This is a genomic window from Derxia gummosa DSM 723, from assembly GCF_000482785.1.
GTDB lineage: Bacteria > Pseudomonadota > Gammaproteobacteria > Burkholderiales > Burkholderiaceae_E > Derxia > Derxia gummosa.
The window spans coordinates 100,273-115,300 of the sequence record NZ_KI519500.1 but is presented as its reverse complement, the minus strand read 5'-3'; the positions used below and the strand labels follow the sequence as shown (position 1 = coordinate 115,300).

General features: G+C 71.5%; 11 protein-coding genes and 1 pseudogene. 3 read left to right on the top strand and 9 right to left on the bottom strand.

From position 1 onward, the window contains the following. Window positions 1-57: 57 nt before the first annotated feature. The 4 genes and pseudogenes from H566_RS0121600 to H566_RS0121585 all read right to left on the bottom strand — a co-directional run bounded on the left by H566_RS0121600 (window position 58) and on the right by H566_RS0121585 (window position 4,479). Window positions 58-696: a deoxynucleoside kinase gene (locus H566_RS0121600; protein WP_028313073.1), complete on the bottom strand. Its 639-nt coding sequence runs from the start codon at window positions 694-696 to the stop codon at window positions 58-60. Window positions 697-826: 130 nt separating this feature from the next. Beyond that, window positions 827-1,447 (bottom strand): 2-amino-4-hydroxy-6-hydroxymethyldihydropteridine diphosphokinase, encoded by a 621-nt coding sequence (folK, locus tag H566_RS26965; protein ID WP_084545391.1) that lies wholly within the window; start codon window positions 1,445-1,447, stop codon window positions 827-829. Between the two features lie 429 nt (window positions 1,448-1,876). After that, a pseudogene (pcnB, locus tag H566_RS30300) lies at window positions 1,877-3,604 on the bottom strand (polynucleotide adenylyltransferase PcnB); the annotation flags it as partial. Window positions 3,605-3,813: 209 nt separating this feature from the next. Then, window positions 3,814-4,479 (bottom strand): histidinol-phosphatase, encoded by a 666-nt coding sequence (locus tag H566_RS0121585; RefSeq protein WP_028313072.1) that lies wholly within the window; start codon window positions 4,477-4,479, stop codon window positions 3,814-3,816. Window positions 4,480-4,651: 172 nt separating this feature from the next. On the opposite strand from H566_RS0121585, the gene H566_RS0121580 reads away from it, so the two are divergent. After that, window positions 4,652-5,734 carry a hypothetical protein gene (locus H566_RS0121580; RefSeq protein ID WP_028313071.1) on the top strand — a complete coding sequence of 361 codons (1,083 nt, stop codon included), beginning with the start codon at window positions 4,652-4,654 and terminating at the stop codon, window positions 5,732-5,734. A 139-nt stretch (window positions 5,735-5,873) separates the two neighbouring features. Here the strand turns inward: H566_RS0121580 and H566_RS0121575 are convergent, their stop codons facing one another. Beyond that, window positions 5,874-6,518 carry an HdaA/DnaA family protein gene (locus tag H566_RS0121575; protein WP_051379134.1) on the bottom strand — a complete coding sequence of 215 codons (645 nt, stop codon included), beginning with the start codon at window positions 6,516-6,518 and terminating at the stop codon, window positions 5,874-5,876. 2 nt (window positions 6,519-6,520) lie between these two features. Further along, window positions 6,521-7,633, bottom strand: a complete 1,113-nt coding sequence (locus tag H566_RS26955; RefSeq protein WP_051379133.1) for an AI-2E family transporter — start codon at window positions 7,631-7,633, stop codon at window positions 6,521-6,523. Window positions 7,634-7,998: 365 nt separating this feature from the next. Here H566_RS26955 and purM point away from each other — a divergent pair, with 365 nt between their 5' ends. After that, window positions 7,999-9,066 carry a phosphoribosylformylglycinamidine cyclo-ligase gene (gene purM, locus H566_RS0121565; protein WP_051379132.1) on the top strand — a complete coding sequence of 356 codons (1,068 nt, stop codon included), beginning with the start codon at window positions 7,999-8,001 and terminating at the stop codon, window positions 9,064-9,066. 284 nt (window positions 9,067-9,350) lie between these two features. Here purM and miaA read toward each other — a convergent pair whose 3' ends face one another. Continuing rightward, window positions 9,351-10,349, bottom strand: coding sequence for a tRNA (adenosine(37)-N6)-dimethylallyltransferase MiaA (gene miaA / locus H566_RS26950; RefSeq protein ID WP_034412753.1), 999 nt, complete (start codon window positions 10,347-10,349; stop codon window positions 9,351-9,353). Between miaA and H566_RS0121555 the strand changes: the two genes are divergently transcribed. Continuing rightward, complete coding sequence (locus H566_RS0121555; protein WP_156924542.1) at window positions 10,285-11,208, top strand: hypothetical protein; 924 nt, start codon at window positions 10,285-10,287, stop codon at window positions 11,206-11,208. The two genes, miaA and H566_RS0121555, sit on opposite strands and share 65 nt — an antisense overlap. Before the next feature lie 48 nt (window positions 11,209-11,256). On the opposite strand, the gene H566_RS0121550 is transcribed toward H566_RS0121555, so the two are convergent. Beyond that, window positions 11,257-13,365: a sensor histidine kinase gene (locus tag H566_RS0121550; protein WP_084545389.1), complete on the bottom strand. Its 2,109-nt coding sequence runs from the start codon at window positions 13,363-13,365 to the stop codon at window positions 11,257-11,259. Beyond that, window positions 13,353-14,879 carry a sigma-54-dependent transcriptional regulator gene (locus tag H566_RS0121545; protein ID WP_028313066.1) on the bottom strand — a complete coding sequence of 509 codons (1,527 nt, stop codon included), beginning with the start codon at window positions 14,877-14,879 and terminating at the stop codon, window positions 13,353-13,355. The genes H566_RS0121550 and H566_RS0121545 overlap by 13 nt, the downstream gene beginning before the upstream one ends. Window positions 14,880-15,028: the final 149 nt, after the last annotated feature.

The window sequence follows — 15,028 nt, the reverse complement described above, 5'->3', positions numbered from 1 at the left end:
GGGCCGCGCAGGATACACGCCCGTATCTTGCGGTGCAGCAACGCGGCCTGGGGGTTTCTACCCGGCGAGGTTGAAGAACTCGCGCTGGCCGCGCATCGAGCCGATGCGGCTGATGAGCAGCTTGAAGTCGTCTTCCGAATCGACCGGGTTGAGGTGCTCGGTGTTGATCATCAGCAGCGGCGCGGCATCGTAGTGGTGGAAGAAGTTGCCGTAGGCATCCGACAGCGCGCGCAGATAGCCGTCGGTGATGGCCGCTTCCATCGGGATGCCGCGCCGGTTGACGCGCGCGAGCAGCGCTTCGGGGCTGGCTTGCAGATACACCACGAGATCGGGCGGTGCGGCCTGGGCGCGCAGGCTGTCGAACACCTGGCGGTAGAGCTGGAACTCGTCGTCTTCCAGCGTGAGGCGGGCGAACAGCGGGTCCTTGTCGAGCAGGAAGTCGCTCACGACCGGGCGCTGGAGCAGGTCCGCTTCCATGTCGGCGAGCTGCTTCAGGCGCTGGAACAGGAAGCTGAGCTGGGTGGCCAGGGCATAGCGGCCGGCGTCGCGGTAGAAGCGTTCGAGGAAGGGATTGGTCTCGGGCGTTTCGAGCAGGACGTCGGCGCCGATGAGGTCGGCGAGGCGGCGCGCGAGCGTGGTCTTGCCCACGCCGATCGGGCCTTCGACGACGACGCGGCGCAGCTTGGCGAGTTCCATGGGCAGGGCTTTCGGCAGAGGCGGTTGCGGACGGCGCTGGCGGATGGCTTGTCGCCGGGAAAGGCCGGGATTTTGCCGGCCGAGCCGGCGCGCGCGCCGGACGTCGCGCGAACGGACGCGGAGCGTCGCGCTAGTGCGTCGTCACCTCGCCCGACGGCGAATCGGCGACGACGAGCGGCAGACCGGTGGGCGCGGCAGGCTGGCCGTGGAGGGCGGCGAGCAGGTCGGCGGTGCGGCCGTGGCCGGGGATGACGGTGTCGGGCGCGATCTCGGCCAGCGGGCCGAGCACGAAACGGCGCTCGTGGGCGCGCGGGTGGGGGACGAGCAGTACGGGCGCGTCGGTGACGAGTTCGGGCAGCCAGAGGGTGCCGGTCTGGCTGCCCGGCGGCGCCGCGGCTGCGGTGCTGGCCGGCGCTGCCGTCCAGCTCAGCAGCAGGTCGAGGTCGAGCGTACGCGGCGCGTTGCGGTAAGGGCGCTCGCGGCCGTGGTCGAGCTCGATCAGTTGCAGCCGCGCGAGCAGGTCATGGGGCGCGAGCGGCGTGTCGAGGATGAGGACGGCGTTGCGGTAGTCGGGGCCGGAGGAATCGATTGGCGCCGAGGTCCAGATGCAGGACGCGGCGACGAGCCGGCTGCCCGCGTCGGCGAGGAGTGCGGCCGCGGCGTGGCGCAGCGCGCCGTCCGCGTCACCGAGGTTGGCGCCGAGGCCGATGACGGCACGGCGCCGGGCTGGAGCGGATGGGGCCGGGCTCATGACGGGCGTCGCTCAGTCGGCGTCGCGCGCGGCGGCAGGGGGCGCGGTGTCCTGACCGCCGTCGTTCGGGTCGCCGTCGGCGCCGCCGTCGAGCAGTGCGCCGGTCTTGCGCGGACCGCGACGGCGGCGGCGCTTGCGCGGTGTGGGCGCGTCGCTGGCGTCGGGGGGCAGGGCGAACTCGTCGTCGGGGTCGGCACTCTCGGACGCGTCGGCCGACGCGGTGGCCGTATCGCTTTCGGTGGCGGCGCGGCGCGGGGCGCGGCTGCGGCGCGGCGCGGGAGCGGTGGCGTCATCGGCGGCCGGGTCGGCGGATGGCCGGCCCGAGTCCGGCTGTTCGGCGGCATCGGCGCCGCCGGTGCGGAAGTCGTCATCCGGCGCCGGTCGCGTGAAGCGCACGTCCTCCTCGTCGCCGGCGGTGTCGGTGATGTCGTCGGTCTCGGCGGCGCGCTGGGCGGGCGACTTGCGGCGGCGCTTCTTCTTGGCGGCCGGCGTAGCCGGGCCGCCGCCGGCGCGTTCCTCGGCGACGGCCTGCTCGATGAGGTCTTCGCGCGTGGGGTTGTCGGCCTCGGCGAAGGCGGTCCACCACTCGGCCAGCGCGAGCGGCAGTTCGCCGGCCTCGGCGCGCAGCAGGTAGAAGTCGTAGCCGGCGCGGAAACGCGGCTGCTCCAGCAGGCGGAAGGGATTGCGGCCGTTGCGGCGGTCGAAGCGCGGCTGGAGCGACCAGATTTCCTTCATGTCGGCGACGAAGCGGCGCTGGATCGCGATGCGCTCGAACTGGGTGGCGAGCACTTCGTCGGCGGCGGCGAACAGCGCCGGCAGCGAGGCCTGCGCCTCGCCCCGGCTGCCGTCCATGTGTGCCTTCCAGGCGGCGTTGACGTCGGGCCAGAGCAGGGCGGCGAACAGGAAGCCGGGCGAGGTGGGCTTGTCGGCCTTGACGCGGGCGTCGGTGCTGGCGAGCGCGAGGCTGACGAAGCGTTCGGCCTCGGGCGAGGCGTCGGTGCTGTCGAGCAGCGGCAGCAGGCCGCGATGCAGGCCGGCGGCGCGCAGGCGGCGGATGGCTTCGCCCGCGTTGCCGCAGAACAGCAGCTTGAGGATTTCGTCGAACAGCCGGGCCTGGGGCACGTTGCCGATCAGGTCGGCGAGGCCGGCGATGGGAGCGGCGGTGCGGCTGTCGAGTTCGAAGCCGAGCTTCGCGGCGAAGCGCACGGCACGCAGCATGCGCACCGGGTCTTCGCGGTAGCGGGTGGTGGCGTCGCCGATGATGCGCAGGCGGCGCGCGCGGCTGTCGTCGACGCCGCCGTGGTAGTCGAGCACCGTCTCGTCGGACGGGTCGTAGAACATCGCGTTGACGGTGAAGTCGCGCCGGGTGGCGTCTTCCCATTGCTCGCCGAAGACGTTGTCGCGCGTGAGGCGGCCGTGCTCGTCGACGGCGCGGGTCTGCGCGACGGGCGCCTGGCGGCGTTCGCGGCGTCGGCCGGACGGGGCGTCGTGCTCGTGCGCGCCGGTTGATTGCGCGGCGGGTTCGGCCTCGGCGATCTCGCCGGTCGGGTCGTCGGCCTCGGCAGGCGGGGTGAGGGCGCGGAAGGTGGACACCTCGACGATCTCGCGGCCGAAGCCCACATGCACGATCTGGAAGCGCCGGCCGATGATGCGCGAGCGCCGGAACACGGCGTGCACCTGCTCGGGCGTGGCGTCGGTGGCGACGTCGAAGTCCTTGGGATTGGCGCCCGACAGCAGGTCGCGCACCGCGCCGCCGACGATGTAGGCGGCGTAGCCGGCGTCCTGCAGCGTGAGCGCGACGCGGGTGGCGTAGGACGGGATCAGGCGGGTGTCGATGCCGAGGTCGCGCGCCGGATACACGCGCGGCTCGCGCGGGATGCCGTCGGGGCCGACGAGGGGTTCGCGGCCGGGCGCGGGGCGGTGGCGGCGCGAGGCGGCGCTGGCTTCGCGGCGCGGGCGCTCGGCGGGGCGCTGCTCGTCGCACGGATCGGCGCGGCGGCCGTCGGCGGCGCGGCGCGGGTCGTCGGTATCGCGGCGGTCGTCGGTGCGGCGCGCGTCGGCGCCGTCACGCTGGCGCGGCGCGAGGCCGTCGGCGCGATCGTTGCCGGCCGGACGGCCGGCATCGCGGGCCGGGGCGCGGCGGACGCTGCCGGGCACGGTGGGCGGCTCGGCATTGCCGTGGCTGCGGCGCCAGGCGGTGCGCGCGGGGGATTCTGCGAGCGGGTCGTCGGCCGGCGGCGCGAGCGTCGCGTCGAGGTCGGGAGCCGTTTCGCGGGGCGGCTGGGGGGGCGCCGACGGGGCGCCGCTGCGACCGGACAGCCGGCGGATGAGGCCGCCGAGGAAACCGGTGGGAAGAAGCTTCTTGATCATCGGAACAGTTCGATCACCGGCCAGCCCTCGGCCAGTGCGTGGTCGCGCAGGCGACCGGACGGATTGACGGCGACCGGCTGCTTGACGCGCTGCATCAGCGGCAGGTCGTTGGCGGAGTCGCTGTAGAAGGTGGTGTTGCCGAAGCTCGACCAGTCGAGCCCGCGCGCCGCGAGCCAAGCTTCGGTGCGGGCGATCTTGCCGTCCTTGAAGCAGGGCGCAACGCTGATTTCCCCGGTGAAGCGGCCGTCGACCTCGTCGAACTCCGTGGCAATGAGTTCGGTGATGCCGAAGGCGCGCGCGATCGGTCGGGTGATGAAGCTGTTGGTGGCGGTGACGATGGCGCAGAGATCGCCGGCGTCCCGGTGGCGCCGCACCAGATCGAGCGCGGCGGGCCTGAGGTTGGGCGCGATGACCTCGGTCATGTAGCGCGCATGCAGCGCGTCGAGTTCGGCCCTGTCCAGCTTCACCAGCGGACGCAATACAAAGTGCAGGAACTCGAAGATGTCGAGCGTGCCGTCGTTGTATTGCTCGAAGAATCTTTCGTTGGCGACGCGGTATTCCTCGGCATCGACGATTCCCGTTCGTACCAGGAATTGGCCCCATTCGTAATCGCTGTCGATGGGCAGAAGGGTGTTGTCGAGATCGAATAGCGTAAGGTTCATCGCCGCCGCACGGGACGTAATCGCTGGATAAGCGGAAGCGCGGATTGTAAGGCACCGAAGGCCGCATTCCAGACGGCCGGGCTGGCGCGGGAGCGGGGGAGGAGACCTCGGCAATTCCGCCGGCAGCAAATCTCCATCCCTGAACATGAAATCCACGATCGGAACCGCTCCGATGGCCGCGTCCGCAGGGCGTCGCCGCCTGGGGCTGCCGGCGCGCGGGGTGCTGGGCGTGATCGCGACGGTCACGATCGGCTTCGCGCTAGGCTATTCGATGGCGCGCGCGCCCGAGGCGGCATCGGTCGCGGCGCTGTTGCCGGCGCCCGTTGCCGCGCCGCTCGAGCCGGCCGGCGGCGGCCTGGCGCCCATCCGCCCCAATTCCATGCCGCAGGCCGGCAATTCGGCCGCGCTCTATCGCGCAATGCTGGCTTCGGGCAATTGGCGGGCATTTGTCGCCGAGGCGAAACGGCATCCCGAAATGGGCGGCTATTTCTATGCGCGGCAGGCATTGCGGCAGTGCGCGTTCCAGAATCTGCCCGAAGGCATGAGCGGCGCCGATTCGCGCCGATATGTGCATGGCGAGAATCCCGCTGCCTATTCGCGGCGAATGCGCGCGATCGAGCGATTCGAGCAGCGCTGCGCCGACTTCCTGCCAGGCGAGGCCGCGGCCGCGCTGGCAGGCATCGATGCGGAGGCGGCGCGCGCGGGTGACGCGCTGCTCGGGCCGCTGGCGCGGCTCGGGACGGCGTTGGGGGTGGTCGGGCAGGGCGCCGAGCCGGCGGCAGCCGGGACGGGAGCGCGGGTCGCCGACGCGGACTGGCCCGCCGCCGGGCGCATGCCGGACGGAGGTCAGGCGGCCGGCGGCCTCGCGTCCGAGGCGCCGCGCGCGCTCGCCACGCTCCTCGCGGGCGCCGATCCGCTGCTGTGGGATGCCGATGCGCTGCCGGCCCTGCTCGGCGCACGCACGGGCGCCGTGTGGTTCGAGGGTCGGCGCCACGGCGGCGAGGACTTCGAACTGATGCAGGCGGCGCTGATGCTGGTCGGCTGCGGCCTCGGCAGCCCTTGCGACGAGCGCGATCCGCTGGTCGAGAACGCCTGCCTCACCGGCGGCGACTGCCTGCCGACGCGCGAGGCGGTGGTGGCGCAACGCATGCTCGACGGCGACACCGCGCGACTGGCGCGGGCACTCGCGCTGCGCGATCGGCTGCTGCGCGCGATCGGCGAGGGGCGGGCGGCGGCTTTCCTGGCGCCGGGTTGAGCCGTCGGCGCGGTTTGCGCGCATGCGGGTGCGCGGGGGCATCGGCGAACGCCGCAGGCCCGTTGCCGGACCGTGCGGCCGCGCGGCGTGGCGGCGGGGGCGTGTGATGCGCGAACGCGCGTCGGCCCGCGGTGCCGCTTCAGGCCGCTCCGTCGTCGGCGGCGCCGTCCTCGCTGCGCGCGACCCAGTCGCGCACCAGCGCCATCGTGATCGCGCGCCGGCTTTCGAGCGCATGGCGGTCGATCGCCTCGTACACCCGCATCAGCGAGCCAAGGTCGCGCGCGAAGTGGTTGAGCAGATAGCCGACCACGTCATCGTTGATCTCGACGCCGCGCGCGCGGGCCGCCTCGGCCAGGGCGCGGCGCTTGTCGGCGTCGTCGAGCGGATGGAGCTGGTACACGAGCCCGGCCGCGAGCCGCGTGCGCAGGTCTTCGCGCATCGACTTGCCGGTCGGCCCGCCCAGCGAGCGCGGCGGGCAGTTGCCCGCCACCACCAGCGCCGGCCCGCCGATGACAGCCTCGTTGTAGGCGTCGAACAGGCGGTTCTGCTCGCGCTTGCCGGCGCGATCGACGTCGTCAGCCGTCACCAGATCGGGATGGGCGCGCTTGAGCGCGGCGATGAGATGGCTCTTGCCCGAGCCGGCCGGGCCCCACACGTAGAGCACGCGCGGGAAGTCGAGCCGGCGCAGGCGGTCGATCAGCTCGGCATTGGCGCCGGGCAGGAAGTTGTCGAGCGTCGGTTCGCGCTCGGGCAGGAGTTCTAGGGCGTATTGGCGGGGTTGCATGTTCAGTCCGGGGCGCCGTCCTGGGGTTTTGCCAGCACGATGCGATCCCCGCCATGGTAGAGCGGGCTGTCGAAGTAATGCCGCAGCAGATGCTGCACGCCGACCGCGAGCACCGCCGACACCGGCAGCGCGACCAGCACGCCGACGAAGCCGAACAGCTGGCCAAAGGCCATCAGCGCGAAGATGACCGTGATCGGATGCAGGCCGATGCGCTCGCCCACGAGACGCGGCGTGAGCACGAAGCTCTCCAGTGCCTGCCCGAGCGAATACACGATCGCGATGCCCACCAGCCCGCCCCAGCTGCCGAACTGCAGCAACCCCGACAGCACCGCCAGCACCAGCCCGAGCGAGTAGCCGATGTAGGGCACGAACACCAGCAGCCCGGTGATGATGCCCACCGGCAGCGCCACATCCAGCCCGGTGAACACCAGCCCCACGCTGTAGAACGCGGCCAACGCCAGCATCACCACGATCTGCCCGCGCAGGAATTGCGCGAGCACCGCGTCCACCTCTCCCACGAGCCGCGTCACGCGCGGGCGCAGCGGCAGCGGGATGAGCCGCGCGATCTTGCTCACGATCAGGTTCCAGTCGAGCAGCAGGTAGAACAGCACCACCGGCACCAGCGCCAGCAGGCCGACCACGCCCATCACCTTGCCGGTGCCGATGCGCAGCGAATCGAACACGCTGCGGTAGATGCCGTCGCCGCTTTCGGCCAGCTTTTCGGTGAGGAGGCTGCGCGCGCTCTCGAAGTCGAAGCGGATCTCGGTGTTGAGCCATTCGCCAAGGCGCGGCGCCACATGCGAGTTGAGCCGGTCGAGCAGCAGCGGCAGCTTGCCCGAGAGGGCCGCGCCTTCCTTCACCACGATCGGCACCACCACCAGCGCCAGCGCCACGACCACGAGCACCAGCGCCAGGATCATGAGCAGCACCGCGAGCGGCCGAGGCAGCCGCCGGCGTACCAGCCAGGTCACGCCTGGCTCCAGCATGTAGCCGAGCACCGCCGCCATCACGAAGGGCGTGAGGATCGGCCCCAGCACCCAGAGCAGGACAAGCGTGCCGAGCGCGGCCGCGCCCCAGGGCAGGATGTGGCGGGCGCTGAGTCGGGCGTCGGGCATGGGCGGGAGCGAGTTGTTGTCTTGAATCGGATGCGAGCCGGCGCGGAGTAGCTGGCCGACGTCGGCAGGGTGGGGGCGGGCCACGTGAGCCGACGACTGCCCGTCATGCCCCGGCAGACCGGCGGCAAGCGTCAGCGGCGGGAAGGCCGGCGGGCGTTGGTAAACTTCGGCGCCCGGCCCGGACCGCAAGGCGGCGGTCGGCGCATCCGTCACGAACCGGCGATGCCGCCGACCGGCCCCCGCGTGACAGCGCCGGACGGCGCGGCCGATTCTACTGAAGGCCCCCGCCGCCAGACCCGGTTACTCCCAGCGCGTCGGCCCGACCGGCGCCATCGCCCTTCCCCAGCTCCAGATTTCATCCGCCCATGTCCGAACCGACCCAGCCCGCCATCCCCGCCACCGAATCGCTGTCGTACAAGGACGCGGGCGTCGACATCGACGCCGGCGACGCGCTGGTCGAGCGCATCAAGCCGATGGCGAAACGCACGATGCGCGAAGGCGTGCTCGCCGGCATCGGCGGCTTCGGCGCGCTGTTCGAGGTGCCCAAGCGCTACAAGGAGCCGGTACTCGTCAGCGGCACCGACGGCGTCGGCACCAAGCTCAAGCTCGCCTTCCATCTCAACAAGCACGACACCGTCGGCCAGGATCTGGTGGCGATGAGCGTCAACGACATCCTCGTGCAGGGCGCCGAGCCGCTGTTCTTCCTCGACTACTTCGCCTGCGGCAAGCTCGATGTGGACACCGCCGCGAGCGTGGTCGGCGGCATTGCCAAGGGCTGCGAGCTGTCGGGCTGCGCGCTGATCGGCGGCGAGACGGCCGAGATGCCGAGCATGTATCCCGACGGCGAATACGACCTTGCCGGCTTCGCGGTCGGCGCGGTGGAGAAGAGCAAGATCATCGACGGCAAGAGCATCGTCGCCGGCGACGTGGTGCTCGGCCTCGCATCGAGCGGTCCGCACAGCAACGGCTACTCGCTCATCCGCAAGATCATCGAGCGCAGCGGCGCCGATCTGTCGGCCGACTTCCATGGCCAGCCGCTCGGCCATGCGCTGCTCGCGCCGACGCGCATCTACGTCAAGCAGGTGCTCGCGGCGCTCGAAGCGCACGGCACCGCCATCAAGGGGCTCGCCCACATCACCGGCGGCGGCCTGACCGAGAACGTGCCGCGCGTGCTGCCCGACACCACCCGCGCGGTACTCGACAAGGCTTCTTGGTCGCGCCCGCCGGTGTTCGACTGGCTGCAATCGAACGGAAACGTCACCGATGATGAAATGCACCGTGTCTTCAACTGCGGCATCGGCATGGTCGTGGTGGTCGCGCCTGAACAGGCGGCTGCCGTGAGCGCGACGCTCGCGGCTCAGGGCGAACAGGTGTTCACCATCGGACGAATCGAACCCGCCGTCGGGGGCGAGGCGCCCACGGTCGTACGCTGATACCTGACGACGCGCTCATCGACTGCAATTTGAGGAATTCTTCCTCGTCCGCGCCGAAATTTTCCTTCTGCAAATCGCGGGCAAAGCCCGCGATTGTGCCTCTCAAAACCCCGCAACAGGCCTTGCCGGCCAGACTTAACGGATAAGTTAGTCATCGGTGAGAGCCTCCACCACAGCATGCATTCCGTGGTCGCGACAGTCCGTCGCGACATCCCGGAACGGAGCGGCGTGTGGACAAGCGGGCATCCTGGAAGCAGACGAAAGCGGGCGCGAAGCCCCTGTCGTCACTCGCTTCGCAGCTGACTCGCGACGGTCTCGCGCAGCGTCCGGCCCGCATCGGATGCAAGCGTGTCGATGCGCAGCACCTCCTTCATCCCGCGCAGCCAGGTCAGCTGGCGCTTGGCCAGCTGGCGCGTCGCGGCGATGCCCTTCTCCCTGAACTCGTCGTAGCCGCATTCGCCGTCGAGGTAGGCCCAGGCCTGCCGGTAGCCGACCGCGCGGATCGCCGGCAGGTCGGGATGCAGCTCGGGGCGCAGACGCAGGGTGCGCACTTCATCGACGAAGCCGGCGGCGAGCATCGCGTCGAAGCGTTCGGCGATGCGCCGGTGCAGCAGGGCTCGGTCCCCCGGTTCAAGTGCGATGCGCACGACACGGCCAAGCCCGGCGTCGCCCTCCACCTCGCGCTCGCGGCGCGCCTGCTCGAACCACTCCGACAGCGCCCGGCCGCTCGCGCGGTACACCTCCAGCGCCCGCTGGATGCGCTGCGAGTCGTTGGGCTTGAGTCGCGCGGCCGTGACCGGATCGACGCGTGCCAGCTCGGCATGCATCGCGGGCCAGCCGCGTTCGGCGGCTTCGGCGTCGAGGATGGCGCGCAGGTCGGGGTCGGCTTCGGGCAGGGCGTCGATGCCGTCGAGCAGGGCCTTGAAGTACAGCATCGTCCCGCCCACCAGCAGCGGCAGCCTGCCGCGCGCGCGGATCGCCTCGATGGCGGCGCGCGCATCGGTCGCGAAGCGCGCGGCCGAGTAGGGCTGGTCGGGCTCGCAGATATCGATCAGGTGGTGCGGCACCCGCGCGAGTTCATCGCGGCCGGGTTTGGCCGTGCCGATGTCCATGCCCCGGTACACGAGGGCGGAGTCGACCGAGATCACCTCGGCGCCCGTCAAACCGGCAATTCCCGCTGCGCCCAGCCAGTCCGCGAGATCCAGCGCGGCGGCGGTCTTGCCCGACGCGGTCGGGCCCATCAGGGCGATCAGCGGGCGGTCTTCGGTGGCGTGGCGGTTCATCAGCAGGTTTCTCAAGGGCGCGCGGATTCTATCGACCGCGAGGTTGGGCGTGCCGCTGCCTCGGACTTCCGGGGTCATCACTGACACATCAAGGGAGATGCACATGGAAATGAGGACCACGGCTTTTGTCGCCCAGGCGCTGCGCATGATCAATGCGTCCGACACCACGGTTGGTGCGACCACTGGTGGCGAACGCGGACGCGGCATCAGTCTCGGCCGGATCGTGGAAGGCGGCCCGCCGCGCGTGCAGTGCTCGATCGTCGCGAGCGCGGCGTTCGCGGCCCAGGCGGCGGAACTGGCGGCGCGCCTCGCCGGCGAAAGTTCGCTGCGCGTCGAGCTGCATGCCGACAGCTTCGGCTCGGCTCAGGGGCAGGTGGTGCTGCTGTTCGTCGATGCGGATGACATCGGCACGCTGGCGGCGCAGATCACCGGTCGTCGCATGGCGTATCCGAACAGCAGCGTGCTCGCGGTCGCCGACGGCCTGAACCGTGCGCAAGTGGCCGAACTGTTCTCGGCCGGCGTCAACGACTTCATCTCGGCCCGCGCCAGTGCCGCCGAGTACGCGGCGCGCGTCGATCTCGTGGCAGGGCGAATCGAGCGCGCCATGAGCGGCGCGGCGCCGAGCTTCGCCTCGCTGTTCGGCGGTGCGCCGGCCGAAGGCCGCGGCGAGTCGCTGCGGCAGATCAAGACGCGCATCGTGGCCTCGTTCGAGCGCGGCTACATCGAGAGCCTGCTGGTGCGCTCGGGCGGCAACATCTCGGCCGCCGCGCGGCTGGCGCGAAAGAACCGCCGTGCCTTCTTCGAGCTGATGCGCAAGCATCAGATCAAGCCGGATCAGTTCCGCTGCGAAGACGAGTGAGTCGGGCGGCACGCGCCGCCACGCCAGAGTCTGAGCTGGCGCCCGCTGTCATTTCGCGCCGGCCCCGCGTTCGGCCGGCAGCCACAGCCACAGTTCGGCGCCGCCGCCAGGGGCGCTGTCGGCTCCCATCGTGCCGCCCATGCGTTCGACCAGATTGCGGCACATCCACAGCCCGAGCCCGTTGCCGCCGCTCTTGCGCGTGAAGAAGGGCGTGAACAGCCGGTCACGGTCGTCGAGCGCGATGCCGGCGCCGGAGTCGGTCACCGCGACGCGCACGCCGGCCGCGCCCATCGATGCCTCGTCGCGGCTCGCGATCATGAGCCGGCCGCCGTCGGGCATCGCCTGCAAGGCGTTGATGACGAGATTCACCAGTACCTGAAGCAGCTCGCGCCGATCGGCCAGCGGGCGCGCGGTGGCGCCCAGCGCCTGCTCGACCGTCACGCGGCTGCCGCCGATCTGGTGGCTCGCGAGCATCAGCGCTTCCTGCACCTCGCGCGCGAGATCGACCGGCGCCAGCGCGCCCGCGTACTGACCGGGCTTCGCATACTGCAACAGCCGCGCGACGATCTGGCGGATGCGCCGCACCTGCTCGCGGATGAGCTTCACCTCGGTATCCACCGGCTGGGCCGCCTCGCCCAGCAGCTCGACCATGAGATCGAGATTGCCCTGGATGACCGCCATCGGATTGTTCACCTCGTGCGCCACGCCGGCCGCGAGCTGGCCGATCGTCGCGAGCTTGTCGGCCTGGGCCAGCTGACGCTGGGTTTCGAGCAGCCGGGCGTTGGCGGCGGCGAGGTCGCGCGTGCGTTCGGCCACCTTGGCATCGAGCGCGTCGGCCCATTCGCGCAGCGCGGCGTTCTGGGCTTCGAGGCGGTCCAGCAGGGTGTCGAAATGGCGCGCGAGGCCGGCCAGTTCGTCGCTCTGGCCGAGGCTGCCGACGCGCGCGTCGAGCGCGCCGAGCGCCACGCGGTCCATCGTCGCGCGCATGCGTTCGATCGGCTCGACCACGCCGCGCGTGAAGCGCCAGCTCACGAGCGCCGCCGCCGCCATCGTCGCGAAGAAGAGCGCGACCAGCACCGCGAGCGCGATCCATTTCATGCGCACGAACGGCGCCTCCAGAAACCCGACGTAGAGCATGCCCACGCGCCGGCCATCGCCGTCGAGCAGCGGCTCGTAGCCCGACACCGCCCAGGCATCGACCACGAAGGCGCGCCCGAGCCAGACCTCGCCGCGATCGAGCACGCGCTCGCGCACCGCCGCCGACACGCGCGTGCCGGTCGCGCGCTCGCCCTCGCTCGTGGTGAGCGTGGTGGCAATGCGCACATCGCCGTGAAAAAGCGTGGCGCTGCCCCGGCTGCCGTCGGGCAGCGAACCGGCCGGATAAACCATGTGCTCGATGCGATCGACCAGCGCGTAGTTGCGGTTGAGCAGCAAGCCGCCCACGAGCACTGCCTGCCGGCCCGGCAGCGGCGCGGCCGCGTGCAGCAGCAGCCCCTCGTCGTCGGCCACGCGCATGACGGTGCCGGCATCGGGCGAGGGCCGCAGCAGCGTGCGCGAGCGCAGCGCGAACTCGGGCGCGATCTGCGCGAGCGATTCGGCGCTCAGCACTTCCACCGCCACCGCCGCCTGGCCGTCGAGCGCGCGGCGCAGTACCGGGCCGTCGTCGTAGCGCGGCGGCGGTTCGGGGCCGAGCGCCGGTTCGGAACCGGCGCGCACATGGCGGTTGCGATCGACCAGCACGAGATAGTCGAGCCCGGCCGCCGCCGCGCGCTCGCGCAGCAGGATTGCAAGCGCTTGCGGATCGTGGCGCACATCGGCCAGCGCCTGCGAACCGGCCAGCGCCTCGACATCGCGCCGCGCCTCGTCGCGCACCCGCGTGAAGAATCCGTCGGCCACCGCCAGATCACTGCGGACCTTCTGGTTCGTGAGCCGCGTGTAGGCCTCGCCACCCCAGCCGAGCAGCAGCGCGACCAGGATCGGGAAGCCCGCGAACAGCGGCAGCAGCGCGAGCGCGACGAAGCGCGCGCGCAGCGATTGCGCGATGCGCCGGTCGAGCGGCGCGGGCAACAGGCGGCGCGCTAAATCGATGCCGGCGTCGGTCAGCGCGATGGCGCGGCCGACGATGCCGCCGCGCCGGCGCGGATTCACAGCCCCCATGCGAAGCACTTGCGTTCGAGCGTCTTGCGCGAGATGCCCAGGCGCCGCGCGGCTTCCGACTTGTTGCCGCCGGCCGCCGCGAGCACGGCGCGGATGTGGCGCTCCTCGATCGCGGAGAGCAGGTCGGGCGCGGGATCGGCGGCATCGGCCGATGACGGGCCGGCGGCCGGCGTGCCGGCATCGGTCGAGGCGCCAGCGTCGGCGGCGCCGCACAGGCCACCGCCAGCCGCCGGGCCGGTGCCGCCGGCCGCGCCCGCGTCGGCCGCCGCCGTTGCCGCGCGACCACCGCCGTCGGCATCGTCGTCATCGTCATCCGCCGCGAGCGGCACCTGGCCGAGGATGAGCGAGCGTTCGACCAGGTTCTTCAGCTCGCGCACATTGCCCGGCCAGTCGTAGGCGCCGAGCCGCTTCATCGTCGCCGCGTCCACCTCGACCGGCGGCAGGCCGAGCATCGGCGCGAGTTGCAGCATGAAGTGGCGCACGAGGTCGGGGATGTCGCCGCGCCGCGAGCGCAGCGGCGGCAGCGCGATCTCCAGTACCTGGAGCCGGTAGTAGAGGTCGGCGCGAAAGCGCCCGTCGGCCACCGCCTGCGCGAGCGGCCGGTTGGTGGCGGCGATCACGCGCACGTCCACGTTCACCTCCTGCTCCGAGCCCACCGGCCGCAGCCGGCGCTCCTCCAGCACGCGCAGCAGCTTGGCCTGGATCGGCAGCGGCAGCTCGGCCACCTCGTCGAGGAAGAGCGTGCCGCCGCGCGCGTAATAGAACAGCCCTTCGCGCGCGCCGACCGCGCCGGTATAGGCGCCGCGCACATGGCCGAACAGCTCGCTCTCGATGAGTTCGGGCGCGATCGCCGCGCAATTCACGGGCACGAAGGGCGCCGCCGCGCGCGAGCTCTGCTTGTGCAGCGCGCGCGCCACCACCTCCTTGCCGGTGCCCGATTCGCCCTGGATCAGCACCGTGCTCGGCATCGGCGCGAAGCGCGCGACGAGCTTGCGCACCTCGGCCATCAGCGCCGAATGCCCCACCAGCCCGACCGGCCCGACCGTCTCGTGCGGCGCGCGCGCCTGCACTTCGCGCCGCAGCACGAAGTTCTCGGCGATGAGCCGCGAGCGCTCGAAACTGCGCCGTACCGAGTTGAACAGCTGCGCGAGCGAGAAGGGCTTGACGAGAAAGTCGGCCGCGCCCGCGCGCAGCGCCTCGACGGCGGTTTCCACATCGGCATAGGCGGTCATGAGCACCACCTCACTGGTGCAGCCCTGCTGGCGCAGCGCTTGCAACCAGCTCACGCCGTCCTGCCCGGGCAGGGAGATGTCGAGCACGATCAGGTCGAAGCGGCGGCGCGCGACGAGCGGGATCGCCTCCTCGACGCTGCCGGCGGTCAGCACCTCGTCGCAGCGGCTTTCGAGCGCGCGGCGGGTGAAGTTGAGGACGCCCGGCTCGTCATCGACGACGAGCACGGAAAAGCCCGGCCAGCGGTTGTCGGCGGCGGCGGGCGGGGGCGGAAGACTGCTCATGCGGCTTGGACAAAAAGTCTCAGTGCGGGTCGTGCTGGCTCGGACATTCTGTCCGCGAGGCCAGCGGGCGTTATTCGCGATTGTCGCTAACTCGTTGAGCGCAAAGCCGAAGCGCCTGTGGTCCGGCTTTCGCTATCGGGCTTCCCCAC

What these genes read in the sequence shown, in the direction of transcription:
- H566_RS0121545 (WP_028313066.1), bottom strand. Translation starts at nt 14,879, where the DNA reads ATGAGCAGTCTTCCGCCCCCGCCCGCCGCCGCCGACAACCGCTGGCCG.
- H566_RS0121600 (WP_028313073.1), bottom strand. Translation starts at nt 696, where the DNA reads ATGGAACTCGCCAAGCTGCGCCGCGTCGTCGTCGAAGGCCCGATCGGC.
- H566_RS0121580 (WP_028313071.1), top strand. Translation starts at nt 4,652, where the DNA reads ATGGCCGCGTCCGCAGGGCGTCGCCGCCTGGGGCTGCCGGCGCGCGGG.
- purM (WP_051379132.1), top strand. Translation starts at nt 7,999, where the DNA reads ATGTCCGAACCGACCCAGCCCGCCATCCCCGCCACCGAATCGCTGTCG.
- miaA (WP_034412753.1), bottom strand. Translation starts at nt 10,349, where the DNA reads ATGAACCGCCACGCCACCGAAGACCGCCCGCTGATCGCCCTGATGGGC.
- H566_RS26955 (WP_051379133.1), bottom strand. Translation starts at nt 7,633, where the DNA reads ATGCCCGACGCCCGACTCAGCGCCCGCCACATCCTGCCCTGGGGCGCG.
- H566_RS0121585 (WP_028313072.1), bottom strand. Translation starts at nt 4,479, where the DNA reads ATGAACCTTACGCTATTCGATCTCGACAACACCCTTCTGCCCATCGAC.
- folK (WP_084545391.1), bottom strand. Translation starts at nt 1,447, where the DNA reads ATGAGCCCGGCCCCATCCGCTCCAGCCCGGCGCCGTGCCGTCATCGGC.
- H566_RS0121550 (WP_084545389.1), bottom strand. Translation starts at nt 13,365, where the DNA reads ATGGGGGCTGTGAATCCGCGCCGGCGCGGCGGCATCGTCGGCCGCGCC.
- H566_RS0121575 (WP_051379134.1), bottom strand. Translation starts at nt 6,518, where the DNA reads ATGCAACCCCGCCAATACGCCCTAGAACTCCTGCCCGAGCGCGAACCG.